The sequence below is a fragment of the Alkalihalobacterium sp. APHAB7 genome, assembly GCF_048323755.1.
Taxonomy (GTDB): Bacteria; Bacillota; Bacilli; order Bacillales; family Bacillaceae_F; genus Alkalihalobacterium.
The window spans coordinates 97,782-123,996 of the sequence record NZ_JBLWFS010000012.1; the positions used below are offsets into that span (position 1 = coordinate 97,782).

The window sequence follows — 26,215 nt, forward strand, 5'->3', positions numbered from 1 at the left end:
TAAAAAAGACACCACGACTGATTATTAGGGTGTTTGGGAGGGAATAAATGGTGAATGGGAATGACATCCTATTAATTTCCACTGATCAATCTCTCATCAAGACATTACGGTACCGACTTGAAGAAGTTGGATATGGTTTAGAGACTGCATCACACTATAAAGAAGCTGTTGAACTAATAAAAGTAAAGAAGCCAGTAACTATTATTTCGGAAATACATGCCCCAGAAATTGATGGAATGGATCTCTGTCGTCACATGCGTTATGAAGAAAAGAATTGGACACCAATTATTCTATTATCAGATCATTTCCATGAGTTAGATGCCGTACTGGGCTTAGAACTTGGTGCAGATGCTTATTATGCAAAGCCAGTTCATTCCAAAAAGCTTGTAGCCAAAATAAAAGCCATTTTACGAAGAGCGCAAGTAGGCTTAGGTGAAAGCAAAAACCCTGCTGAAGTCGTTTCTTATCAGAAGAAAAACCGTAAACTAACGATAGGAGATATTGATATATTTCCTGATAGTTATACTGTATATTATAAAAAAGAACCAATTGAATTAACTCAAAAGGAATTTGAAATCCTTATGTTTTTGTATGAGTATCGTGGGAAGGCAGTGTCTCGAAAAAAATTATTGACTGCCATTCGTGGTTATGAGGAGACAGGCGACCATCGGATCATAGACGTGTTTATTAATCGTATTCGCAGTAAAATAGAACCTTCCCATAGTGAAAAAAAGTACATTAAAACCGTTAGAAATGTCGGTTATATGCTTCAAGACATGAGCTCAAAGGTTTTAAGTTTTGGTTGGGTTGTAATTATATGAGTTTAAAGGCTGTTGACTAGAAGTCAGCAGCTTTTTTATTTATTTTCGAAAAAATAATTGGTACATTTTTCAATAAAAGAACAAGAAAAATGTTGAATGATCAGGCCTTTACCGCAAATGTGTCGAAATGTAAATCGATTAAAAAGATGATCTTTACAAAAGGTTTACAATTTATTCATATCAAGTTAATAGATTGAGAGTATTCTTAGAAACGTAGTAAGTAACACAAGCGCGCTGAGGAGGGATGGTAGAGGGTTTCCAAACGATTTAACCATTCTATCGATAATTTAAACTAATCAAAAAAAAGTTAACTCTTAGGGGGAAATATTAATGAAATTTTTTAAACGTTCAGCTTTAACTTTAGGAATGGCTTCAATGATGCTTTTTGCTACAGCTTGTGGATCTAGTGGTTCAAATACTGAGACTGGTGGTTCATCATCTAATGACAGTAACAATAATGATGCAGATCCTAAACAAGAGCAAGTAGAAGAATTATCTGGTTCAGTACTAATTGATGGGTCTGGAACAGTTTTCCCATTAATGGCTCGCCTTGCTGAAGAATTTATGTTAAACGAGCAAGAAAAAGTGAGTGTTGAAGTTAGCCGTGCTGGTACAAGTGCAGGAATGAAGAAGTATGTAGTAGGTGAAGTTGATCTCGCTAACGCATCTCGTGGAATTAAAGACGAAGAGGTTGCAGAATTAGAAGCTAACAATATCGAATCTAAAGAATTTAAAGTAGCATTAGATGGTTTAACAATGGTTATTCACCCGGAAAATGACTGGGCTGGAGAAATGACTGAAGAAGAAATTAAAACGATGTTCGTTACAGGAAACATCAAAGAAGATGATGTTGTAATGTGGTCAGACATTCGTTCTGAATGGCCTGAAGAGCAAATTAACTTCTACGGACCAAACGAAAACCACGGAACAAATGAATTCTTTGTAGATGTAATTATTGAAAAACAAGATTTAGTTAAAACAATTAACCTTCAACAAGAATATTCAACATTAGTAAGTCTAGTTTCTGAAGATAAAAACGCAATTGCTTTCTTTGGTTATGGTTACTATGCTAACAACACTGACAAAATTAAAGCTGTAGCAGTTGACTTTGGTAACGGACCAGTAGCACCTTCTTTAGACACTATTGAAGAAGATGGTGAGTATGGACCATTCACACGTCCTGTATTTACAAACTTAAGCATTAATGCTGCTAAAGAAAAAGCTCAAGTAAAGGCTTTTGCTGAGTATATCTTTACTGCAGCTAACGACTTCGCTGGTGAGACTGGATTTGCTCCACTTCCAGAGGAAGAGTTAAAAGCTAACCTGGAATTTGTACAATCTATTAAATAATTAATGTAGGCTAAGTCCTTATTAAAGGAATATAAGATGAGGAGGAAAGCATCTCCTCATCTTATATCATTTAAAGATACGAAAGGGTTTATTTTCCTGTAATTGTTGAAACAAGGAATCGTTCGAAAGGGGACAGTTTTAAATGGCTGTTAGTGTAAGAGAGTTAATACAGAAAAATAATAAAACGATGAGTGTTAATAAGGTGACTGGAAAAGTTATTCCCGTTCTTCTTTTTGGGGCAGCACTTATTTCGATATTAACAACCGTAGGTATTGTCTTTACATTAATATATGAAACAACTCTATTCTTCAAAGCCGTTTCATTTATCGAGTTTTTTACAAGTAAAGAATTAAGACCATTAAGTCCAGTTGAACCAAAATTTAGTATCTTGCCATTATTAGTCGGTACACTAATGAGTTCACTAATTGCTATGCTTGTAGCTATTCCAATTGGATTAACTACAGCCATTTTCTTAAGTGAATATGCTTCTGAAAATACAAGAAAAGTATTAAAACCACTTATTGAAGTTTTAGCAGGAATACCAACAATAGTTTATGGTTTCTTTGCATTTACATTTGTAACTCCACTTTTAAGAGAGTTCATCCCTGCATTACAGGCAACAAACGTTCTAAGCCCTGGTATTGTAATGGGAATTATGATTATTCCAATGGTAGCTTCATTATCGGAAGATGCTATGAACTCAGTCCCAAATGCTATGAGAGAAGGGGCATTAGCAATGGGATCAACTAAGTTAGAAGTGACATTTCGTGTTGTTATCCCTGCTGCAATTTCTGGTATCGTAGCTTCGTTCGTACTAGGAATCTCACGTGCGATTGGAGAAACGATGATCGTTACTATTGCAAGCGGTAGTTCAAAAAATTTAACATTTGATATTACACAATCGATGCAGACTATGACAGCTTATATTGTAGAAGTCACAAGTGGTGATGCTGCGGCTGGAACAACAGCTTATTACAGCTTATATGCGGTAGCCATGACTCTTTTCGTATTTACGTTATTGATGAACTTGCTTGCAAGATATATCTCTCGCAAATATAGGGAGGTTTATTAAAATGAAGTATATAGAAACTGAAATCGTTCAGAAGAAGATGAAATCGAGATTACTCTTAAATAACCTCCTTAAGTATTTGTTTTTATTATCGACATTATTTGGGCTAGTTGTTCTAGCCATCCTTTTATACCGTGTATTTGTAGAAAGTATTGGGTGGTTGAACTTTGAGTTCCTAACGAACAAGCTTTCTACTAGTGCAGAGCGTGCGGGTATTAAAGGAGCTATTGTTGGTACGTTATGGCTCATGTTGATTGTAGGTCCAGTGACGATGATACTTGGGGTAGGAACAGCTATTTATTTAGAGGAATATGCAAAAAAAGGGAAACTTTCTTCTTTTATTCAGACAAACATTACCAACTTAGCTGGAGTTCCATCTATAGTATTTGGTTTACTCGGTCTAACAGTATTTGTAAGGACATTTGGTTTTGGACCTAGTATTATTGCCGGTGGGTTAACGATGGCTTTACTCGTTTTACCCATTGTCGTTGTTGCCAGCCAAGAGGCGATCCGTTCTGTACCATCATACCTCAGAGAAGCATCCTATGGGATGGGCGCTACGAAGTGGCAAACGATTAAGAACATTGTTTTACCATCTTCACTGCCAGGTATACTAACAGGAACGATCTTAGCTTTATCAAGAGCTATCGGTGAAACAGCACCGTTAGTTGTTATCGGAATACCAGCATTACTCATTCCAATTCCAGGTAGTATATTTGACAGTTTTACAGCTTTACCGATGCAAATCTATTACTGGACAATTGATGCAGTACTAGTAGACGAGTATGCGAATTTAGCTGCTGCTACCATTCTTGTTTTGTTAATCGTTTTGTTTATTATGAACTCGATCGCAATTATTATTCGTAACAAATTTCAGAATAGATACTGATTAATATGGGGGTATGTAAGATGTCATCTATTTCAATTTCAGTAGATTACAATAAGGTTAATAAAGAAGGAGAAACAGGGGATTCTCCTAAAGAAAATAAAAAGGTTGTCTACAATACGAAAGACTTAAATCTTTGGTATGGAAAAGATCAAGCACTGAAGAATATTAATCTTCCCATTTATGAAAATGAAGTAACTGCTATTATTGGACCTTCAGGTTGTGGGAAATCAACCTATATTAAGACACTAAACCGAATGGTTGAATTAGTTTCATCAGTTAAGATTTCTGGTGAGATATTATACAGAGATCGAAATATTCTTGACAGATCCTATGGTGTAGAAGAACTAAGAACACGTGTAGGAATGGTATTTCAAAAACCTAACCCATTCCCGAAGTCAATTTTTGAAAATGTTGCGTATGGTCCTAAAATTCATGGGATCAGGGATAAAAAAATCTTAAAAGAGATTGTTGAAAAAAGCTTGCGTGGAGCAGCGATCTGGGATGAGGTTAAAGATCGTCTCCATGAAAACGCGTACGGTTTATCTGGAGGTCAACAACAACGTATTTGTATTGCAAGATGTTTAGCCATCGAACCAGATGTTATTTTAATGGATGAACCGACATCTGCCCTTGACCCAATATCTACCCTTAAAGTTGAGGAATTAGTACAGCAACTGAAAAAAGATTACAGCATTGTAATTGTTACTCACAACATGCAGCAAGCCGCTCGTATTTCAGATAAAACGGCATTCTTTTTAACTGGTGAATTGGTAGAATATGATCAGACTAGTAAAATCTTTTCAAACCCTTCTGATAAGCGAACGGAGGATTACATTACTGGTCGCTTCGGATAATGAAAGTGAAGTGAAAAAAATGATAATACGAGGAAGTTTTGAAAGTGAACTAAAGGATATTAAGTCCAAAATATTAGAGATGGGTCAGGTCGTTGAAATGGCACTTCAATATTCCCTTGATAGCTTTAAAAATAATGATCAAGAAGGAATGGCAGCTGTGATTCAAAATGATCAAAAGATTAATCAATTTGAGCTTCAAATCAATGAGAGTGTCACTTTACTCATAGCGAAACAGCAACCCGTAGCATCAGATTTACGTAAACTAATTGTCTCTCTAAAAATTTCAAGTGATTTGGAAAGAATAGGAGATCTGGCCGTTGATATTGCGAAAGTCGGAAAACGTGTTAAGCCGTCTGAGCTTGATATCTATCGGGATCACCTAATTGCTATTTCGGAGAGAGCGACTGAAATGCTCTCAAGTGCACTTGCAGCCTACTACCATAGTGATGTTCTAAAAGCTCAAAAAATTGCGATTCTGGATGATACTGTTGACAAAATGTATGCTGAATTCATACAAAACTTATTTAAAATACAGGATAGCCAAAATCATGTAGAGACACTCATTAACTTGGCGTTCATTGGTCGCTATATTGAACGAATTGCTGACTATGCTACTAATTTAGCTGAATGTATTGTGTATGAAGTCAACGGACAGTATTTTGATTTGAATTGAACAATTGCTAAAACTGTCCTCATGTAAAAACACTGTTCAATATGGGTATCGAGTAGGGTAAGGTTTAAGGTATATATATGGATGAAGGAGCCTTTGAAAGTGAAGATATCACTGACAGAGGCTCCTTTTTCTTTTGCTAGAGCTCTCCCAATATCTTCATTGTCCATCCATGTAGGTAAATGATCCGATTGAAATTACCATCCGCCATACTGATAAATCATTTGATAAATAGCAACTGACATGAGATACGTTTGTAACGGGGAATGTAGATGGTTGTTTCGGATAACGAATATATTCAGCTTTAGGAAAGGTTATATTCCTCATGTTGAAAAAAGTAATAGAATAGCCAAACAGCTCTAGACATAGGTATGATTATTTTCATTTCAATCTTTCGACCCATTAATTTAAAAAATTTTCATACATACACATCCATCTGGAAACAATAGTAAAGCCCTTTTAAAATGAGCTATGTCAAGAACAAAGTAAAATAATAAATAAACTTTACAAAAACTTTACATTAATTAATATTTACAATCTCTTAATAATTCCTTAGTATTGATGGGGGGTTCTTTTTGTAGAGAATTGTCGAAGGGGATATAATTACTTTGAAGGGATGATTTTCAGTTGGATTTACAAACAATACTCTTTGTGTTTTTCGGTGGTTTGGGTATCTTTTTATTCGGTATTAAATCAATGGGGGATGGACTTCAGAAAATTGCTGGAGATGGACTTAGAGATATCCTAGATCGCTTCACGACTAATCCAGTAATGGGTGTATTTGCAGGGATATTTGTAACTGTTCTATTGCAAACTAGTTCAGGTACTACCGTATTAACCATTGGATTAGTAAATGCTGGCTTTATGACATTACAACAAGCCATAGGAGTCATCTTAGGAGCAAATATTGGTACGACGGTTACTGCTTTCATTATCGGTATTAAAATTACTGACTATGCGTTACCAATTATAGCTTTAGGTGCATTTCTCATTTTCTTCTTTAAAAATCGAAAAGTAAATAATTATGGTCAAGTTGTTTTTGGTTTTGGTGCATTATTTTATGGTTTGAAATTAATGGGAGATGGCTTAAAGCCCATTCGTGATGTACAAGCATTTGCAGATTTAACGGTTAGTATGAGTGAAAACCCGTTATTAGGAGTACTAATTGGAACCATTTTTACAGTCGCAGTGCAAAGTTCATCCGCTTCAATTGGCTTGTTACAAACCCTTTATGCACAAGGTGCGATGGATTTAAATGCAGCTTTACCTGTATTATTTGGTGATAATATTGGGACAACGATTACTGCAGTGTTAGCAGCAATCGGTGCATCTATAGCGGCTAAACGTGCTGCTGCTACACATGTTATTTTTAACCTTATCGGTACAATTCTTGTTTTAATATTATTAGTTCCGTTTACTTATTTAGTTGAAACTATTCAAAGAGAATGGCAGCTTAACCCTGAAATGACAATCGCTTTTGCACACGGTATTTTCAACGTTTCGAATACTTTAATCCAATTACCGTTTATTGCAGTGCTAGCGTGGATTGTTGTAAAGCTCATCCCTGGAAAAGATTCAGCTGTAGAGTACAAAGCCGTTCACTTAGATGAAGCCTTTATTAGACAATCACCAGCCATTGCTTTAGGACAAGGACAAAAAGAGATATTGAGAATGGCTGAATTAGCTGAAAAAGGACTTCTAGAGACCAGTTTATATTTGAAAACACATCAAAAGAAGCACGGGGAACTAGTTCCTCAGTTTGAAGACGCTATTAACAATTTAGATCGCAAAATTACAGATTATCTTGTTAAGTTGTCGTCTCATTCGTTATCAGCTCAAGATTCAAAGCTTCATTCAACACTTATGAGTTCGATCCGTGATTTTGAACGAATTGGAGATCATATGGAAAATATTATGGAATTAGTTGATTATCAAATCACAAATAAAGTGAAGTTTTCTGATACAGCAATTCAAGACTTGGATGAAATGTTTGAGTTAACTCTATCTACTCTAAGACAGTCGATTAAAGCTTTAGAAACACATGATATTGAAGAAGCTAAGTCTGTACTTGAGAAAGAAGAACGAATTGATAAAATGGAACGTGATCTGCGTAAAAAACATATTATACGTCTAAATGAAGGCAGATGTTCAGGACAAGCTGGTATCGTGTATGTTGATATTGTAAGTAACTTAGAACGTATTGGAGACCATGCGGTGAACATTGCTGAAGATGTAATCGGCGAAGATGAATAAAATTTATAAATTGAGGCTGACAATTATTTTGTCAGTCTTTTCATTTTCGACAGGAACTTACAACTTTTTATCGAATAGTATACTATCAGCATGAAAGTGATAGGAGTTGTAACAGATATGGGGGAAAACGCTGATCGATTTTTGGCAGCATTTAATTCAATTGAAAAGGCATTAAAAGATCAACTAAACATGCATCGTCATTTTTCTTTCTCACGAATGATTGATGGCGCTAAAAAGAAACATCCACTGATTGCAAAATACGAAATGGATTTAAAGAAATTTGCGGAACTTAGAAATGTCATCGTTCATGAACAAACAGCACCTGATTTTGTCATTGCAGAGCCTCATCGTGAGGTTGTTCAAATGATTGAAAAAGTTCATCGGGAATTAATTAGTCCTGAGATGGTTATTCCGAAGTATAAACGACAAGTCAAGACATTTAATATCGACGATCCGTTAGAAACCGTATTAGGAACGATTGAACGACATGCCTATACGCAATTCCCAATATATGAAAATGGGAAATTCAAATGTTTGCTTACCAATTACGGTATAACCGCATGGCTCGCACATCATCGTGATCAATTTGCTTTCGAAGTGGATAAGGTAAAGCTTTCAGATGTTATTATCTATGAAAAACATATGAATAATGTGAAGTTTGTTTGTGTGAATAAATCGATATACGATGTAAAAGAATTATTTCTACACCATATCGATAAAAAGGTTACACGACTTGAGGCCGTTTTGATTACGGAAAATGGGAATCCGAATGACCCATTACTTGGGATTGTAACTCCATTTGATGCTATTCGTATTCCATAAAAAAAAGTGAATTTTTTTGGTTTATTGTCGACGTTATATTATAATGGTAGAGGATTATAAATTATATATTGTAGGAGGATAACATGTATACAGGTTTATTACATACCCATTCGAGTTCATGGGCAATCACAGTGTTATTATTTTTTATTGCTTATTTCTTAATCAAAGCCAATAAAGAAAAAGGGGCAAAAATCGTTCATATGATTTTACGCCTTTTCTACGTGATTATGGTTCTTACAGGAATTGGACTATTAATTCAGTGGAATTTTGTATTCACATTCGTATTAAAAGGTATTTTAGCTATCTCTTTAATATACTTTATGGAAATGATTTTAGTTCGTACGAAAAAAGATACATTAGCAGGCAAAGGACCGTACTATTGGATAATGTTTGTTGCTACGTTAGTCCTTGTCGTTCTAATGGGATTCAAAGTAATTACGTTCTAATTGCATGAAGCAGACTCCAATGTGGGGTCTGTTTTTTTATTGGGGAAGGGTGTTGCTTCAGTTTACAGTTTCTTATTTTAAGGCTCTTTTCTAATAGATTGTAGCTTTTAGCTATTGGACCGTAACCAAGCGAAAGTTTGGTTCTTCACGCTTTAGCAACAAAGTTTACGAATACAGGTTATTTAAGAAGAACTTGTTAAAATAAGGCATATAATTAGAATATGATGTACCGTTGGAGTTTAACTGTTTTGAAAATTAACACCTATTTAACAAATTAGATATTTACAAATGCAATTTAATTGGTTATAATTTCCTTTGTAAAGAATATTAACTATTAAAAGAAAGGGGCTGAACACAATGATGAGAGTTGGAAAATCAATGAAATTACAATTGAATACTTTTATCATACGTTTGGTTCCTACTTATAGAGTGTTTTCGATGTAGTGTATATTTTTCTTTATTATGCTATAGAAAGCCACAGGTCAGAGGCCGACCTGTGGCTTTTTCTATATATTTTGACTTATAAAATATTAAAAAGGAGGTAATAACAATGATGATTGTACAATGTGCTGTAATTAACTGGTATGAAAAGGTGAAAGGCCTCACCTAATCATGTTCTAATGAAAAGGAGGCAATATTTATGACGATTCAGTTTTTATTTTTCACCATTACGATTACTAAGCGTAATCGTGTGGGAAGTGATATTGAAAAATATCACAACCGCGAAAAAAGTGAAAAACGTATGCAAGATACAATTGACCGTTATCGACATATGCGTCAGTATCTCTAATATAATAGTAAAAGAGCGTTCAATAATGAACGCTCTTTTACTATTACACCGCAAAACGGGTGCAATCGCTTTCTCCTTGTCTAGCTGATGCACCCTGCGTCTAGTGGACTTCGATCTCCTCCTTACGATAAGGCAACATCGTATCGCTAGCGCTCTACGTGTTTTCTTTATCTCATACGGAGTGCTCCAGTCCATACACCGCAAAACGGGTGCAATCGCTTTTCTCTAAACAATACGTTTTCGAATTTGTGCACTGATTGTGTCAATAATCGTTACGACGACAATAATGACAAGTAAAATCATTCCTACTTCATCCCATTTACGATTTGCAATGGAAATAGTAATTAAAGTACCGATCCCCCCGGCACCGATAATCCCTAAAATCGTAGAGGCACGGACATCAATTTCAAATCGATAGATCGCATACGATAAAAACTCAGGAATAATCTGAGGTAATACTCCGTAGAAAAGAACCTGAATTCGATTCGCCCCATTAGCTTGAAGTGCTTCAACGACATGCATGTCAATTGATTCAATGACTTCAGAATATAGTTTCCCAAGCATTCCAATCGAACCGATTGCAATGGCTAAAACTCCGGCAAACGGTCGTGGACCAACAGCAGCAACGAACATTAACGCAAGTACTAACTCAGGAAACGCACGGATCCCGTTTAAAGCCCCTTTAGAAAGATTGTTTAATACTTTGTTCTTGACCATATTACTAGCGGCAAAGAAACCAAAAGGAATGGCTAAAATGGCAGCTAGAAGTGTACCTGTGTAAGCCATTTGTAATGTTTGCCACATTAAGCCCATGACTTTTGGAAAGGCACTCCAATCTGGTGAAAATAGTTGTGGAATGACTCGACCAAAATTGTTAATCGTTTGTTGACTGAAAATGCGCTCCCAACGAATATCAATGGAAACAAAAGTCCATGTATATAGCGCGATGAGAGCAATTGCAATAAGAATGTTACGAATAATCTTTTTAACCGAACGTTTTTTCTTCGGTGGCATAATTAGTTCCATTAGACAATTCTCTCCCTTATCTTATTACTAATGTAGTCAATGATGATTACAGCTAAGAAAATGATTAAAATAATCGTCATGACTCTCGGGTAATTGAAGAAACTTATTTGTTGCTGAAGTAATAAGCCGATACCACCAGCGCCGACAAATCCTAAAACAGTTGAGGCACGAACGTTTACTTCAAAAACATACAAGCTAAAGGAGACGAATTGTGGTAATACTTGCGGAAGTACCGCATACCAGATTACTTGAAGCGTATTTCCTCCCGATGCACGAATAGCATCCAGTGGATTCATATCAATGGCTTCGATTGTCTCGTACATTAATTTTGCGAGAAGCCCTAAAGAAAAAATAAATAGAGCGATAATCCCAGGGAAAACACCTACACCGAAAATACCAACGAAAATAATTGCGAGTAAGATGTCTGGTATTGTACGTAAGACATTCATAATAAAACGTACAGGTTGGTGGATCCAAGGACTAGGGAATAGATTTGCTGCTGATAATAAGAAAATTGGAATACTAACAATTGCTGCAAGAGTTGTTGCTATAATTGCCATATGGATCGTTTCGGCTAGTTTGTCCCAAACTTGTGGTGCATAAGACCAGTTTGGTGGGAACAAATCAGTTAAAATTCGCTGAAAACCGCCCCAACCCTTAATAAGGTCTACGGGTGTTGAACGTGTAGCCCAAGATGTGTAAATATACACACCGACGATAGCTATGAGAATAATTGTCATTCGTAGCTTCGCTCTTGAGGAAACAACGCTTTTTATTTCAGGATTACTCATCGTCTTGACCTCCTACAAGGTCATCCTCTCGAATTTTTCGACCATAAATCTCCTCAAATGTTTGTTCAGATACTTTACTAGCAGGTCCATCAAATACTACTTCTCCTGCACGCATTCCAATAATACGATCAGCATATTCCATCGCCATATCGATAAAGTGAAGATTAACGATTGTGGTTATATTGTCTTCTTTGTTTACTTTACGCAAATATGTCATTACCTGATGTGAAGTAGGTGGATCAAGACTCGCAACGGGCTCATCTGCAAGAATAATTTTAGGTTGTTGAGTAAGCACGCGGGCAATAGCTACACGTTGTTGTTGTCCACCACTTAATTGATCTGCACGACTATATACTTTTTCAGCAATGTTGACACGCTCAAGGCTGCGATAGGCTAGTGAAACGGCTTCCTTAGGAAAGATGTTTAGTAAACTAGCAATCGTACCTGTATGGCCTAAACGACCAGAAATAACATTTTTCATTACAGTTGAACGTTTTACTAGATTGTAGTTTTGAAAGATCATTCCTACTTCAGTACGAAGTTTTCTTAGCTTACGCTGGTTGTATTTTAGAATATCATCGTTATCAATGAGTAATTCACCATCTGTAGGTGTAACAAGACGGTTCATACTTCGAATAAGAGTTGATTTTCCTGCACCAGACAAACCAACAATAACAACAAACTCACCTTGATTTATTTTAAGATTTACATTTTTTAATCCTTGCGTACCATTAGGATAGACAAGTGATACGTCTTTAAACTCGATCATTTCTTTCCCTCATTTCGTTGGCTTTGTAGAAGGTATTTGCCCCCTCTTCTTATGTTCTATTTAAATAGGACATAAGAGGAGGGGAGAAGTTAACTTCTCCCCTAATACATTTTTTAATAGTTTAATACCTTGTTAGATTATTTTAACATGTCTGGGAAAACGGCAGCTGTTTCACGAACTACATCGTAATCGCTATCAGAAGCTGTATCAATACCAGTCCAGTTATAAACTTCATCCATAATTGTTAACATTTCTTCGTCATCGTTAAATGCCATAAATGCTGCAACGATAGCGTCTCTTAACTCTTCAGGTAGGTTAGTATTTAAAGAGATTGTGTCGTTTGGAATTTCAGCAGTGTAACCAAGTACACGAAGATCTGTCATAGCTTCAGGGTAGTCTCCTTCAATTGCTGTACGAGCATCATCGAAAGTTGTTGCAACATCTGCATTTCCTTCTAGTACTTGAATTAATGCGTTATCATGTCCACCAGATTGGATCATATCAGAAAAGAAACCAGCGATGTTCTCTGAATCAACACCAAATTCATTAACTAGTTGTGCAGCAGGGAATAAGTAACCACTTGTAGAAGCAAGGTCAGGGAATGCCCAAACTTTTCCTTCTAAATCTTCAATTGACTGAATGTCTGAATCTGTACGAACTGTGTATTGAGCTTTATACGTAGAGCTACCGTGACGAATTGATTTTAGAACAGCTTCAATGTTGTCATAACGGTCAGTTGCTAAAACATAACCGAAAGCTGGAATGAAACCAATATGTACTTGGTCATTACCCATTGCTTCAACTAATGCTGTGTAGTTTGTCATAACTTCACCACGAACGGTTACACCTAACTCAGCCGAAAGACGGTCTGCAAGTGGGGCAACTGTGTCTGCGATGTTAGCCGAGTCTTGAGATGGAACAAATCCCATAACGATCTCGCTAGGTAAATCTGCATTTGCAACTTCTTCAGTAGTTTCTGGTGTGTCGCCACCAGTTGTTTCTTCTGGAGCAGGTGTTTCATCAGCTGTTCCACAACCAACTAGTGCAACGCTCATTGCTACTGCTAACACGAATGAATAAATTTTCTTCATTGTTTTTTTTCACCTCTATGGATAATTTGTAGTACTTTGTCATTATGCAACATAATTCTAAAAAAATCTATAGGTAGTACGAACATCTTTAAACTTTCTTAAAATAATTATTCGTATCTTAACGAAATTTACACTAGATTTACAATAGAATGGTTTACTTCATGAGCGAAACCTGTATATTAGGTAATATATTTGTTTGTAATCATTTTCTAATATAATTTTTTCGAGGTGAATAGAATGGAACACATTTTTATGGATAGTCAATTGATTATTTTTGATTTGGACGGAACACTTTACGAAGGTACAGAGCACTTTGACTATTATGCGAGACATTTAATGAATAAACTGGCTAATGATGTTCAAGACAATTTTTATCAAGAATATGAACAAGCGAAAGCCGGGGACCATGTCGTTCAAATTGGTAAAGCCTATGATGTAAACCGTGATGTTCTTCTTTCAATTGATCCGCTGAAGTTGACGGTAACAAAAGTGGAAGAGTGGGACGGTACGGTTTGGGGTGAAGAACAGACAAAAGTTCATTTTCAAAATCAAATAAACTTTGATTTTGAAAATATTGTGGCCATAGGAGATGGTTGGTGGCTTCCTTTTACTGTAGCTAAACATTATGGAATAGATGATTGTTATAGCAGTTATTTAGCAACTAAGGAATTTATGGTTACTGAATCTTTTGAACTTCAAGCTATTTCTGGTTTAAAAAAGTGGATCATTGAATTACAAGAACAAGGGAAGACAACTGTCTTACTGACAAATAGTGATAAAGAAGATGTGTTAAGGCTACTAAAAGAATTAGATCTTCTTGACGTATTTACACATATTGTTTCATCTGCAAGAAAGCCATCTTTTACGGTTGATATTTTCAGACATTTAATGGATCAGTACGATGTGAAAGAAAAAGAGGTAATCTCTATTGGAGATAATTTTATTAATGAAATCGCTCCTGCCCTTTTACTTGGGATGAAAGCTATTTACATACAACCACATAAAACAGATCTAATTCAAACGAATACTCTACAAATTGTTAAAAAAATCTCAGAATGTTTTAAGTAAAATAGTAGATACATAAAAGCTAGAGACCTATTCATTAAGTCTCTAGCTTTTTCCGTTTTGTAAGTTCAGTAATTAGGTTTTGATACTGTGAATAGATTATAGCCATTAAGATTAAAAGGACACCAATCCATTGTAGAAGAGAGACATATTCTTTTAAAACGAGCACTGACATAATAACAGCTGTCGGTAATTCGGCAGCCCCGAGTATCGTTCCTAATCCTGTACCGATTTTGGGTACACCGACTGCAAATAAAATCGTTGGTAACACTAATCCAAAAAACCCTAATGGTAGAGCATAGATCCATAGACCATCTTGTATCGCACTGCTTATTAGAAAAGTGGGTGGAAACAGAATAAGCGTTAAGAGCATAGCACCTGTGATAAACAGAAAACTTCTTGTCATTGGATGAACAGATACCGCTACTTTTCCACTTAAGAAAATAAACCAGGCAAATGCAAAGGCTGCAATTAACCCGTAAACGACACCTGTAAGTGTGAATTCCCCTGTCAATTGTAATAGAGGTCCTGCTGCAAGAAATGTTCCGAGTAGGATAATGGCAATAGAAATTAATTTTGTTTTTGAAGGCCACTTTCGATCAGTGACCGCTTCAATGAGCACGCCAATCCATGTGAATTGAAATAATAAAATGATGGCTAACGAAGCGGGTATTGTTTCTAAAGCTAAATAATAAAAAATACCTGTTAAACTCGTTGTCGTTCCAGCACCAAGTAATAGGAAGAAATGGTTTCGAGATACATTTTGCTTTCGAATGAACAAGAATAACAATAATAATAGTAACCATCCGACTAGAAATTGACTGCCAATTACTTCACGGTGGATAAATCCTTGGTCATAGGCAAGTTTCACAAAAGTGGAAAGTATTCCATAACTGCATGCTCCAATAAAAACATATAACGAATATTTTAATTTCAATATATTTAACTCCTTTTCGTAACGAGTTTATCTTATCGAAGGCTGAAAAATTGATCAAGTGAAAATTGTTCTGTGATATTTGATTTGTACAAAGAATCGGAGAGAAACTGCCTACTTAGCAGCCGAAGCCCAATAGTTATAATAAATACTACTCACATGTTGGAAAATAGTAGTTGTCTAGTAGTCAGAATTTTTGTAAACTATTAGTAATAATACTATTTTACTAAAAAATGTATGTAAACAAAGTATTTTATGAATGAATATTCATTCATAAAATACTTCAGCAGAGCTAAGGGGGCACTTATATGTCAATTATAGATAAAGAAGTATATGGAAAAAGGAATAAACTTGTATCGAATCTCCTTTGGGGAGCCTTTATTCTTGGGTTAATAAGTAACTTCATTAGTGACGTACCTTTGGGAGGTATTATTGCCTATACTATTACGGGTATGTCTCTATCTATCTTTTTTTCAATCATGGCCTACAAAAAATTGATGCCGTATTCTTTACAATATTTTATTGCGGTTGGTCTTGGTGTGTTAACTTTTGTCATGGGAGTAACCTCACCGAAACTTTCGAATTACTTAATGGTTTACATAGGACTTGTATTTATTACGTTATTCCACAATTACCGCTCGATAGCTTTATCTGGGGCAATAGGGTTATTGTTAACGAATTATTTCTTCTTTACACTGAGAGACAGCATGTTTATTGGGCAAGAAAATAATATTCTCATTTCATTAAATGTATTTGTCATTATTATTACGGGGGTTTTAATTGCTCAAGCTCGTATTGGTGAAAATATGCAAAAGGATGTGCAATTAAAAGGAGAAGAAGCATTACTAGGTAAACAAAAAGTAGATCAGTTGCTAGCGAAAGTGACGAATTCTGTGAATGTCATTACAGAGTTTAGTCAACAAGTGAAAACGAATATTGAAGCCACACAAAAAGTTTCAACGGACTTAACGTCAACTTTTTCCGAAGTGGCTAGAGGAGTAGAAACACAAGCTTCAACTGTCAGTGATATTAATGAGTCAATGAGTGATAAGAATACTGCTGTTCAAAATGTTTCCTCACTAACACAATCTGCCAAGAACATTGCGAATGAAACGCTCAACCATACGAATAAAGGCAATGAGCAAGTGAATGAGTTAAGTCGAACGATGGATAATGTTCAATCTGTGATTACTTCAGCAGCTGTTGTTATGAAGGACTTAAATGAACAAAGCCAAAAAATTAGTACAATCTTAACAACTATAAGCGATATTTCAAACCAAACAAACTTACTTGCACTTAATGCATCGATTGAAGCGGCAAGGGCCGGGGAACATGGACGAGGTTTTGTTGTCGTTGCAAATGAAGTAAAACGTTTAGCTGAAGATTCACAACGGTCTACAAAAGAAATTGAATCGATCCTACAAGATATTAAAACAAAAACCGAAAAAGTAACAGAAGAAGTTCAAAAAGGCGAAGAAATTGTTGGGGAAAGTATAAAAGTAACGGAAGATACAGAAGTAAGCTTTAATGAAATTTTACGTAATACCAAAGAAGTGGTCTCGTTTAGTCAAAAATTAGAGGAAATGGTTCTTCTTCTAGAAAATGCTTCTAATAAGATCTCAGGTGAATTATCTGAAGTTACGAATGTAACCCAAGAGTCGAGTGCGATGGTTGAAGAAGTTTTTGCGAGTGTAGAAGAGCAACACCAATATATTGTCGAGATTATTGATAGCTTTAAAGAATTGGAAGGATTAACAAGAGAATTAAATGAACTAGTCAATGAGTAAAGAGAAAGGGGCTACCTTTCTCTTTTTTTATGATATTTAACATAAGTTAGGTGTAGTTTCATATTTTATTCATATTTTCCTATTATTATATAGAAGTGTTTGATTGCTGAATGTCTCTTTTTTTTGTACTATTAGGAATAGAGTTTAGCTACTAATAAACTTAACGAGGGTGAACGATGAAAAATCGCATAAAACAAAACGAAAATCTTCTATTTGCAGCATGGGGAGTTTCATTAATTGCTACGATTGGCAGTTTGTATTTTTCAGAAATACTCGGTTATATTCCATGTGAACTCTGCTGGTATCAACGCATCTTCATGTATCCTATCGTCATCATATTAGGGATAGGTGTTGTGAAAAAGGATACAAAGCAAGCCTTATATTCTGCAGTATTCTCAGGATTTGGCTTAATCATTGCTTTTTATCATTATCTATTGCAAAAAGTGCCAGCGATGACAGAACTCGATTCGTGCGGGCTGATTCCGTGTGCAGGTCAATATATTAATTGGTTAGGATTTATTACGATTCCGTTTTTAGCTTTAGTTGGTTTTACGATTATTTTTGTAATTAGCGTCGTTATTTTAAAAACAAATCAGGGGAGATAGAGGCCGATGAAGAAAATCATTATTTTTATAGTCGTCGTTGTTGCGATTTTTGCGGCTCTAGCGGTTGTAAATAATGCTTCAACGAGTAAAAAGGTTGAAGGAAATCCATATGGAAAGTCTAATCTTAACCAGGCAACAATCAATCAATTAGATGATCCGAATTATCAAAACATTATTTTACCAGATGAACTTAAAGCATCTTTAGAAGCTGGGGAAAGTATGACGGTGTACTTTTATCAGCCAACATGTCCTGCATGTGTAGAAGTATCTCCAATTATTGTACCGATGACTGCGGACATGGGAATAGACTTGAAACTATATAACCTTCTGGAGTTTAATGAAGGTTGGTCAGAGCACAATATCCAATCAACACCGACGATTGTTCATTATGAGAATGGACAAGAACTTGGAAGAGTGGAAGGTTTATATTCAGAAGAAGAATATCGTTCTTGGTTTGAACAAGTAAAGGCTTTAAACTAAGGTAAATCAGGGGAGACTAACAGTAGACGTTAGTCTCTTTTTATTGATTTCACAAACTCATCACAAATGGATGATACCTTAACACTATGAAACGATTACTGTATAAAATAGGTGATGAAAATGAAGAAAAAAGTAGTATTAGCTGTTTTGCTTTTCTTGTTTGTTTTAACAGGCTGTCAACAACTTCACCTGTCACTTCCTGACAAACAGCCGCTCGTAATGGTGACACATCTAAAAGATAAAAAGCTTAGTTTTATTGATTTGGAGTCGTACGAGGTGGTTTATTCGGAAGAGTTTCCATTTCAAATTCATTCGCTTGAAACGATCGGACCGAATCAAGTGGCTATTGCTGGGAAGCTGGAAGATGAAGTATTACTGGTCGATTTACATTCAGGACGAATTGAAACGTTACTTGAATTTGGACAAGGAATTACAAGTATGAACGTTGATGAGAAAGAACAACTTTTATATATTACAGACGCGAAAGAGCATCAATTACATGTCTATCAATTAGAAAATAAACAAAAGCTCGTCTCCATTGATGTTGGATCGAATCCAATTCAAGCTAATTTAGATGAAAATGGAGAATTTATTTTTGTCCTTAGCAGTGGAGAAACACCGACTGTAACAGTCATTAATCGTTTAAACAATGAAGTAGAGTTAATCTTCCCTGTGTTAGAATTGCCGACTGATTTATTATATGACGGCCATTATCTATGGGTAGCAGGCCATGGTCACTTTACGAATTGGAATGAAAGCATTGAGGCGTATAATCCGTTTACAGGTGAAAAAGTAGAAGAAATACATGTAGGCCTAATGCCAATCTTTATTTACGATGATATGGCAGGAGATCATTTTTATGTGTTATGTCATGGGTCCAGTGATTTGTATGCGATTGATCGTAACACATATGAAGTTAAGGAACGAGTTGTTGTCGGCGATAATCCGCATTATATGAGCGCCTCGTTACAACACCTTTTTGTTACAGGCTTAGATGGTAATGTGTTATCAGTTATCGATCGTCATACTTATGAAGTAGTTAAGGAAATCAAATTAGCTGCTGGACCATTTGGAGTTTCTATAGGAGCGTTTGAAAATGAGTAAAAAAACGATATTAGTTGTTGATGATGAAAAAGAATTAGTCGAGTTAGTTTCTTCTTACTTAATAAAGGAAAATTATTATGTATTACGAGCTTATGATGGAATTGATATATTTCCTTTATTGCAGCGAGGAAAAGTAGATTTAATTGTTTTGGACGTTATGATGCCGACGATGGACGGATATACAGCATGTGAAAAAATAAGGGAAAAATGGACAGTGCCCATTATTATGCTCACGGCAAAAGGCGGAGAAATGGATCGCGTTCAAGGACTGAAAATTGGTGCAGATGATTATGTGGTTAAGCCTTTTAGTCCTAAAGAATTGGTAGCTAGAATTGAAGCACAACTCCGTCGGGTAGAACTAACGACGAAAAAGCCTTCTGTTATACGGTTCGATGGTCTTGCGATTGATCTTGAAGGAAGAACCGTTATGGTAGATGAACAAAAAGTGACATTGACGAGAAAAGAGTATGATTTGCTTTTATATCTCGTTGAACATGAAAAGATGGTTTTTAGTCGAGAACAAATTCATGACTATGTTTGGGGAATGGATTACGAGAAAGGAACGTTTCGAACGGTTGATACACATATTAAAACTCTGCGAATTAAATTAGGGAAGTTTGGTGAATGCTTAAAGACGGTTTGGGGTGTAGGATACAAATTTGAAGGAGACAATGAATGAAGAAGAGCGGATTAAAGCAACGGATATGGATGTCCTTTATACTGCTCATTTCCTTAACTGTAATAGCGATTTTCGTATTGACGTACTTTTTATACGAAAAGTTTTATGTTGAAAAACAGATCTCGTTATTACAACATCACGGACAAGCTGTTGTTTCACAATATGATCAGTTTTCAGAGGATGAATTCATCGACCAAATTGTATGGCTGGATACTGTGTTAGAAGCGAATGTTATTTTTACGAAAGACCCAATGTTATTAAGTGGCGGACTACCATTTGAAATCGAAATTGAAGAAACTTTAATTACGTTTGAAGAGCGTCAAGTGTTATTAAAAGGTGAAACCCTCGTATTAATCCGTGAACACCCTAGGTTTGCTCAAGATATAGTAGCAGTAGTTATTCCTATTGAGGGCATTAACGGACTAGAAGCTGCCCTATTTTTATATATGCCTTTAGCTACAGTTTATGAGCCGTTTGAGTCGATCCGCTTTATTCTTATCGGATTGGTATTACTCACACTCATTTTTATTAGCGTCGTTACGCGGAAAATTACAGGTTATTTTATTCATCCGATTGAACAGATGATGGAAGTAACTAACCAGATGGCAGATGGGGATTTCTCTAAACGTGCAAATATCAATAGAAAAGATGAACTGGGCCAATTAGCCACGTCTATTAATCGCATGTCCTCTTCACTTGAACAAGTAGAGTTAAAGCGAAGAGAGTTGCTTTCTAATGTTTCCCATGAACTGCGAACACCGATTAGTTATATGAAAGGGTATACAGAAGCCTTTGAAGAAGAAATGATATCACAAGAAAAATATATTAATACAATGAAAAAAGAGACTGCATATATTGGTAGGCTTGTACATGATTTGTTAGATTTAGCACAACTAGAAGGTGACTCCTATCCAATAACAAAAGTACCGTTGCCTTTTGCGCAGGTTATTGAAGATGTGGTCCAGAAATTTGAATGGAATGTTAAAGAAAAGAAGGTAACTATTAAGAAGGAATTAGATGAAGAAATTATTGTTGAAGGTGACGAAGACCGACTAGCTCAAGTCATTTCTAATGTGTTAAATAATGCGATTCGGTATAGTAAGGAACACGGGCAAATTAATGTTGTTCTCAATTCAATCAACAATGAAGCCGTACTTTCAATTATTGATAAAGGGGAAGGGATCCCTGAGGAGGACGTAGAGAAAATTACCGAACGGTTTTATCGTGTTAATAAAGGGCGGACTCGAAAGGAAGGTGGAACAGGTTTAGGGTTAGCAATTGTTCAACAAATTGTGAAACTACATGGTGGCAGACTCACGATCGAATCAACAGTTGGAAGAGGTACAGCAGTTACTATCATCATTCCAGTATTTGAACTTGAGTAGTAACTGATAGACATAGGGACATTTTCTAATCACAAATGTTCAAAGATTTGTTTGAGAGATTTCAAAGTTTTATCACAAAATCACGATAACCTTTATGAAGAAGGTTTAGTAATCTAAAAAATCTTTATATGAATATAGAGGAGATATTAAAATGAAAAAGAAGTTAAGTATTATTGGTTCTGTTTTATTATTAGGACTTATGACAGCTTGTGGTCAAGCAGAAGACGATGGACAAGCTAATGTGACTAGTGGCCCGTGTGAAAATACACTGGTTCCTATTGAAGTAGATTTTACGTGGAATCCAGAAATAGTAGAAAGTGAAGAAAACATTCAATTCACTGCTCATGTAACCCACGATGGATTTAATGTAGACGAGGCAGATGACGTGCAATTTGAAATATGGGAACATGCGAATCCAGACTACCACCATATGTTAGAAACTGAAAATCAAGGAGAAGGCTTATACACATTGGACTGGGTGTTCCAAGAAGATGGCGTATATTATGCTTATTATCATGTTACAGCTTGCGCGATGCACCGTATGGAAAAACAGATGATTGTCGTAGGGGATGTTGATGTTGAGGCGATCACAGCTCAACCAGATACGGTAACAACTAAAATGGACGGTCATGGTGAACACGGAGACCATGGAGAACATAAAGAAGATGGCGATCATCAAGATCACGAAGACCACGAAGACCACGAGGGGCATGAACACGATCGTCAAAATGACCATGATGAAGAAGAGGAACATAACCATTAATCTTGTTTAGAGAATGTTAAAGAGCTTAGAGAACGAATGATGTTCTCTAAGCTTTTTAATGTGTTAATAAATAAGCTATGTTAAATCATACTGTTGATATCTGTTGATTTTGGGGTTATTGTTTTAACTTAACATTTCACACGCCTTTCAGGAACTGGAAGGTTTCAGGAATGAGTCCAAAATCAACACTACTCTTTAACAGCGCTAATAAATAAAATCGGTGTCTGGCCCCTTTCTACTAGAATTCGTCAATTTTTTAGTGATTATTTTACTGAAATTTATTGATTCGACTATATTCTTAGGTAAGATTAGTTTATTATATGGATAAGTAGGCTCTATTAGATGTTACTTTTTTACTATATATTATGGTATGATTTAATTGTTTACTATACTTACAATTTTAGAATTTTAATGTGTTGTATCTAGTTTGTAGAACTGATTTTTATATAACAAAGCTTCGTTAGACTAATATGTTGAGGTGAAGATAGTCTTGAGTACTTCAGAATACTTAGATGTGTTTATCGATGAGAGCCAAGAACACTTACAGTCATTAAATGACAACTTATTATTGTTAGAGAATGAACCTGGTAATTTAGCTATTGTTGGGGAGATTTTTCGATCCGCACATACATTAAAGGGTATGGCAGCGACGATGGGTTATGAAGATTTAGCTCATTTAACACATTGTATGGAAAATGTACTAGATTTAATAAGAAACCAAAAATTAGAAGCGTCAACAGCTGTTTTAGATGTTGTCTTTGCAGCAGTAGATGATTTAGAAGCAATGGTTAATGACATCGCTTCAGGTGGAACAGGTAAGCGTGATGTTTCGAATGTGACAGAGTTACTGGATCAAATTGAAAAAGGTGGAGCACCATCACAAGTTGCAGCTACTGTAGAAATGACAGATACAGTTGAGTTTGAAGAAGGAACAGTAACAGCAGCTTTTGATGTTTCCTACGATCAGTTTGAACTTACGGTTCTGACGCAATCACAAGAACAAGGATATCAATCGTATCAGGTAAAAATTTCTTTAGATGAGCGAACGATGCTGAAAGCTGCACGTGTGTTCATGGTGTTTGAAGTACTTGAACAAGTCGGTGAAATCATTAAATCGAATCCAAGTGCAGAAGAACTAGAAGAAGAAAAATTTGACTTAGAATTTGTCGTCACATTTATTTCTAAAATTGATGCAGACGAAATAATTAAGCGAGTAAATAAAGTTTCAGAAATTACTGATGTACAAGTTCATCCATTAAATCTTGAAGAATTAAAGAAAGCCTCTTCTGAAAAAGAAGCTGGCGAAGTTAAAGCAGAAGCTGAAGTAGTGGATAAGCAAGAAGTTGTGCAACAAACTCAAGAAACGACTACCGAAGATAAAACAAAAAAGAATGGAAAAAAATCGGGATCAGACGGAAATAAAACCATTCGAGTGAATATTGAACGACTCGATGTTTTAATGAACTTATTTGAAGAACTAGTTATTGATCGCGGTCGTTTAGAACAAATTGCGAGTGATTTAAAGAATAATGAGTTGAATGAAACGGTTGAAAGAATGTCTCGAATCTCTGGAGATCTCCAAGAAATTATCTTAAATATGAGAATGATGCCAGTCGATCAAGTGTTTAACCGCTTTCCACGTATGGTTCGCAGCTTGTCGAAAGATTTAAATAAAAGAGTTAATCTTCAAATTGTTGGTGCTGAAACAGAGCTTGATCGAACGATTATCGATGAAATTGGAGATCCACTCGTTCATTTAATCCGTAATTCAATTGATCACGGAATCGAGACTCCAGAAAAACGCAGGGAATTAGGTAAACCAGAAGAAGGGACGGTCGTCCTTAAAGCGTATCATAGTGGAAATAATGTGTTTATTGAGATTGAAGATGATGGAGCCGGTATTAATCGCGATAAAGTTTTAAATAAAGCACTAACTAATGGTGTTGTTACTGAAGAAGAAGCAAGTAAAATGACAGATCAGCAAATCTATGGTCTTTTATTTAGGGCTGGTTTCAGTACAGCTGATAAAGTGACAGATGTTTCAGGTCGTGGTGTAGGTCTTGATGTCGTTAGGTCTACTTTTGAATCATTAGGTGGTGTAGTGACTGTCGATTCAACGTTAGGTAAAGGATCTGTTTTCTCTATTCAATTACCGTTAACACTTTCTATTATTGATGTTATGTTAATAGAAGTTAGTGATGAAAAATATGCAATCCCGCTTACTTCGATTGTGGAGACGGCTATTGTTAACAAACAGGAAGTGTATAGTGCACATAACCAAAAAGTGATTGACTTCCGTGGGAAAGTGGTACCTCTCGTATTCTTAAAAGATATTTTTGAAATTCCTGTTGAACAAGAGGAAGATGAAGAGTTTTATTCTTTAGTTATTATTCATAAAGGGGATAAAATTGCAGGACTAGTTGTTGACTCTTTAATCGGGCAACATGATATTGTACTTAAGTCATTAGGAAACTATTTGACAAATGTATTTGCTATTTCAGGAGCAACCATTCTTGGAAATGGTCAAGTAGCTTTAATTGTTGATACAAATGCACTAATTAAGTAATTACAAGGATGGGAGGCAAGCCCGGATGTCTGTTGAAAGTGCAGTAGGAAATGAATTAAAAGTTATTGTTTTTCAGTTGAAAGACGAGGAATATGCAATTGAAGTAGACTACATTCAATCGATTGAGAGAATGCAACCCGTAACGCGTATTCCTAGAACATTTCATTTTATTACAGGTGTTATGAATTTACGTGGGGTTATTACTCCAATTATCGACTTAAGGAAACGATTTGGTATCGAACCTAAACAATCAGATGATGCTACACGAATTCTAGTCATTTCTAAAGATGAAATTGAAATTGGTTTTATTGTAGATGGAGCTAATGATGTAATTGATATTCCATTAGAGAAGATCGAACCTACTCCTGAAGTAGTTGGCGGTGTAGAAGCTGACTATTTAAGGGGAGTCGTAAAGCTTGAAAACCGTTTGTTTACATTATTAAATATAGATAAAGTAATGACTAATGTTGATATTTTGAGCAAGGAAAAATAGTGTGAGGTGTTAAGATGACTTCTGTTTTAGTTGTAGATGATGCTGCTTTTATGAGAATGATGATTAAAGATATTTTATCTAAAAATGATTTTGACGTTGTCGGTGAAGCGGCTAATGGTCAAGAAGCAGTCGAAAAGTACAAAGAGTTAAAGCCAGATATTGTAACAATGGATATAACAATGCCAGAAAAAGACGGTATTGAAGCATTACGCGACATCAAAGATATTAATCCAAATGCTAAAGTGATTATGTGTTCTGCGATGGGTCAACAAGCTATGGTTATCGATGCAATTCAATCAGGTGCAAAAGATTTTATCGTTAAGCCATTTCAAGCTGACCGTGTAATTGAAGCTCTTCAAAAAGTAGCTAATTCATAATTCGGACTAAGAGGAAATAGTACTACAAATAAAGAAGCTGGCATCAAAGTAAACTGTACCCTATAGAGTAGACATTAAAAAAAGTCTACCTATAGGGTACTTTTTTGTATAATTAAAGAAAAATGGGGATTGGGGAAAGTACAATGAGTAAAAAGATATTTACAGAGTGCGAAATTAAGACATTGTCAGGTAACCCAAACGTGAAATCAGTTAGTTCTAAGGGTGTTACTTATACCGATGGATTTAAACGTTTATTTATCGCTGAGAACGAAAAGGGTAAAACACCAAGAAAAATCTTTGAAGAGAATGGTTTTGATATTGAAGTTATTGGGATGA

27 protein-coding genes are annotated in these 26,215 nt (G+C 35.6%); 22 read left to right on the plus strand and 5 right to left on the minus strand.

Going from position 1 to position 26,215, the window contains the following annotated elements:
* The first annotated feature begins 47 nt into the window (after nucleotides 1-47).
* The 10 genes from ACNSTQ_RS13440 (at nucleotide 48) to ACNSTQ_RS13485 (ending at nucleotide 9,964) form a co-directional block, all read left to right on the plus strand.
* A complete protein-coding gene (locus ACNSTQ_RS13440; RefSeq protein ID WP_418200328.1) occupies nucleotides 48-821 on the plus strand; it encodes a response regulator transcription factor in 774 nt (257 codons plus the stop codon).
* Nucleotides 822-1,151: 330 nt separating this feature from the next.
* Nucleotides 1,152-2,171 (plus strand): PstS family phosphate ABC transporter substrate-binding protein, encoded by a 1,020-nt coding sequence (locus ACNSTQ_RS13445; protein WP_418200329.1) that lies wholly within the window; start codon nucleotides 1,152-1,154, stop codon nucleotides 2,169-2,171.
* 142 nt (nucleotides 2,172-2,313) lie between these two features.
* On the plus strand, nucleotides 2,314-3,243 hold the full coding sequence (gene pstC, locus ACNSTQ_RS13450; protein WP_418200330.1) for a phosphate ABC transporter permease subunit PstC: 930 nt from the start codon (nucleotides 2,314-2,316) through the stop codon (nucleotides 3,241-3,243).
* A 1-nt stretch (nucleotide 3,244) separates the two neighbouring features.
* Nucleotides 3,245-4,129, plus strand: a complete 885-nt coding sequence (gene pstA / locus ACNSTQ_RS13455) for a phosphate ABC transporter permease PstA (RefSeq protein ID WP_418200331.1) — start codon at nucleotides 3,245-3,247, stop codon at nucleotides 4,127-4,129.
* 20 nt (nucleotides 4,130-4,149) lie between these two features.
* A complete protein-coding gene (gene pstB / locus ACNSTQ_RS13460; protein ID WP_418200332.1) occupies nucleotides 4,150-4,983 on the plus strand; it encodes a phosphate ABC transporter ATP-binding protein PstB in 834 nt (277 codons plus the stop codon).
* Between the two features lie 19 nt (nucleotides 4,984-5,002).
* A complete protein-coding gene (gene phoU / locus ACNSTQ_RS13465; protein ID WP_418200333.1) occupies nucleotides 5,003-5,656 on the plus strand; it encodes a phosphate signaling complex protein PhoU in 654 nt (217 codons plus the stop codon).
* Nucleotides 5,657-6,280: 624 nt separating this feature from the next.
* Entirely contained in the window at nucleotides 6,281-7,906 is a 1,626-nt protein-coding gene (locus ACNSTQ_RS13470) for a Na/Pi cotransporter family protein (RefSeq protein WP_418200334.1), read from the plus strand.
* A gap of 117 nt (nucleotides 7,907-8,023) precedes the next feature.
* On the plus strand, nucleotides 8,024-8,728 hold the full coding sequence (locus ACNSTQ_RS13475) for a CBS domain-containing protein (protein ID WP_418200335.1): 705 nt from the start codon (nucleotides 8,024-8,026) through the stop codon (nucleotides 8,726-8,728).
* An 83-nt stretch (nucleotides 8,729-8,811) separates the two neighbouring features.
* On the plus strand, nucleotides 8,812-9,174 hold the full coding sequence (locus ACNSTQ_RS13480) for a YisL family protein (protein WP_418200336.1): 363 nt from the start codon (nucleotides 8,812-8,814) through the stop codon (nucleotides 9,172-9,174).
* Between the two features lie 640 nt (nucleotides 9,175-9,814).
* Nucleotides 9,815-9,964, plus strand: coding sequence for a YrzI family small protein (locus ACNSTQ_RS13485; RefSeq protein ID WP_418200337.1), 150 nt, complete (start codon nucleotides 9,815-9,817; stop codon nucleotides 9,962-9,964).
* A gap of 225 nt (nucleotides 9,965-10,189) precedes the next feature.
* Here ACNSTQ_RS13485 and phnE (ACNSTQ_RS13490) read toward each other — a convergent pair whose 3' ends face one another.
* The 4 genes from phnE (ACNSTQ_RS13490) to phnD all read right to left on the minus strand — a co-directional run bounded on the left by phnE (ACNSTQ_RS13490) (nucleotide 10,190) and on the right by phnD (nucleotide 13,641).
* The gene (gene phnE / locus ACNSTQ_RS13490; RefSeq protein WP_418200338.1) at nucleotides 10,190-10,990 is read right to left on the minus strand and encodes a phosphonate ABC transporter, permease protein PhnE; all 801 of its coding nucleotides are present in this window, start codon (nucleotides 10,988-10,990) and stop codon (nucleotides 10,190-10,192) included.
* Nucleotides 10,990-11,781: a phosphonate ABC transporter, permease protein PhnE gene (gene phnE / locus ACNSTQ_RS13495; protein ID WP_418200339.1), complete on the minus strand. Its 792-nt coding sequence runs from the start codon at nucleotides 11,779-11,781 to the stop codon at nucleotides 10,990-10,992. The genes phnE (ACNSTQ_RS13490) and phnE (ACNSTQ_RS13495) overlap by 1 nt, the downstream gene beginning before the upstream one ends.
* Entirely contained in the window at nucleotides 11,774-12,550 is a 777-nt protein-coding gene (gene phnC / locus ACNSTQ_RS13500; RefSeq protein ID WP_418200340.1) for a phosphonate ABC transporter ATP-binding protein, read from the minus strand. The genes phnE (ACNSTQ_RS13495) and phnC overlap by 8 nt, the downstream gene beginning before the upstream one ends.
* A gap of 137 nt (nucleotides 12,551-12,687) precedes the next feature.
* A complete protein-coding gene (gene phnD, locus ACNSTQ_RS13505; protein WP_418200341.1) occupies nucleotides 12,688-13,641 on the minus strand; it encodes a phosphate/phosphite/phosphonate ABC transporter substrate-binding protein in 954 nt (317 codons plus the stop codon).
* Between the two features lie 237 nt (nucleotides 13,642-13,878).
* On the opposite strand from phnD, the gene ACNSTQ_RS13510 reads away from it, so the two are divergent.
* A complete protein-coding gene (locus tag ACNSTQ_RS13510) occupies nucleotides 13,879-14,709 on the plus strand; it encodes an HAD family hydrolase (protein WP_418200342.1) in 831 nt (276 codons plus the stop codon).
* 34 nt (nucleotides 14,710-14,743) lie between these two features.
* Here the strand turns inward: ACNSTQ_RS13510 and ACNSTQ_RS13515 are convergent, their stop codons facing one another.
* Entirely contained in the window at nucleotides 14,744-15,646 is a 903-nt protein-coding gene (locus ACNSTQ_RS13515; RefSeq protein ID WP_418200356.1) for an EamA family transporter, read from the minus strand.
* 302 nt (nucleotides 15,647-15,948) lie between these two features.
* On the opposite strand from ACNSTQ_RS13515, the gene ACNSTQ_RS13520 reads away from it, so the two are divergent.
* The 11 genes from ACNSTQ_RS13520 to ACNSTQ_RS13570 all read left to right on the plus strand — a co-directional run.
* Entirely contained in the window at nucleotides 15,949-17,427 is a 1,479-nt protein-coding gene (locus tag ACNSTQ_RS13520; RefSeq protein WP_418200343.1) for a methyl-accepting chemotaxis protein, read from the plus strand.
* A gap of 176 nt (nucleotides 17,428-17,603) precedes the next feature.
* A complete protein-coding gene (locus tag ACNSTQ_RS13525; RefSeq protein WP_418200344.1) occupies nucleotides 17,604-18,032 on the plus strand; it encodes a disulfide oxidoreductase in 429 nt (142 codons plus the stop codon).
* Nucleotides 18,033-18,038: 6 nt separating this feature from the next.
* Nucleotides 18,039-18,512 (plus strand): thioredoxin family protein, encoded by a 474-nt coding sequence (locus ACNSTQ_RS13530; protein WP_418200345.1) that lies wholly within the window; start codon nucleotides 18,039-18,041, stop codon nucleotides 18,510-18,512.
* A gap of 120 nt (nucleotides 18,513-18,632) precedes the next feature.
* On the plus strand, nucleotides 18,633-19,616 hold the full coding sequence (locus ACNSTQ_RS13535; RefSeq protein WP_418200346.1) for a YncE family protein: 984 nt from the start codon (nucleotides 18,633-18,635) through the stop codon (nucleotides 19,614-19,616).
* Nucleotides 19,609-20,295 (plus strand): response regulator transcription factor, encoded by a 687-nt coding sequence (locus ACNSTQ_RS13540; RefSeq protein WP_418200347.1) that lies wholly within the window; start codon nucleotides 19,609-19,611, stop codon nucleotides 20,293-20,295. Before ACNSTQ_RS13535 ends, ACNSTQ_RS13540 begins: the two co-directional genes overlap by 8 nt.
* The gene (locus ACNSTQ_RS13545) at nucleotides 20,292-21,680 is read left to right on the plus strand and encodes a sensor histidine kinase (RefSeq protein ID WP_418200348.1); all 1,389 of its coding nucleotides are present in this window, start codon (nucleotides 20,292-20,294) and stop codon (nucleotides 21,678-21,680) included. Before ACNSTQ_RS13540 ends, ACNSTQ_RS13545 begins: the two co-directional genes overlap by 4 nt.
* Nucleotides 21,681-21,831: 151 nt before the next feature.
* A complete protein-coding gene (locus ACNSTQ_RS13550) occupies nucleotides 21,832-22,443 on the plus strand; it encodes a FixH family protein (protein WP_418200349.1) in 612 nt (203 codons plus the stop codon).
* 490 nt (nucleotides 22,444-22,933) lie between these two features.
* Nucleotides 22,934-25,009 (plus strand): chemotaxis protein CheA, encoded by a 2,076-nt coding sequence (locus tag ACNSTQ_RS13555; protein WP_418200350.1) that lies wholly within the window; start codon nucleotides 22,934-22,936, stop codon nucleotides 25,007-25,009.
* Between the two features lie 25 nt (nucleotides 25,010-25,034).
* A complete protein-coding gene (locus ACNSTQ_RS13560; protein ID WP_418200351.1) occupies nucleotides 25,035-25,502 on the plus strand; it encodes a chemotaxis protein CheW in 468 nt (155 codons plus the stop codon).
* Between the two features lie 14 nt (nucleotides 25,503-25,516).
* A complete protein-coding gene (locus tag ACNSTQ_RS13565; RefSeq protein WP_418200352.1) occupies nucleotides 25,517-25,879 on the plus strand; it encodes a response regulator in 363 nt (120 codons plus the stop codon).
* 143 nt (nucleotides 25,880-26,022) lie between these two features.
* Nucleotides 26,023-26,215, plus strand: a 193-nt coding sequence (locus tag ACNSTQ_RS13570; protein ID WP_418200353.1) for an HTH domain-containing protein, incomplete at its 3' end; no start/stop codon positions are given.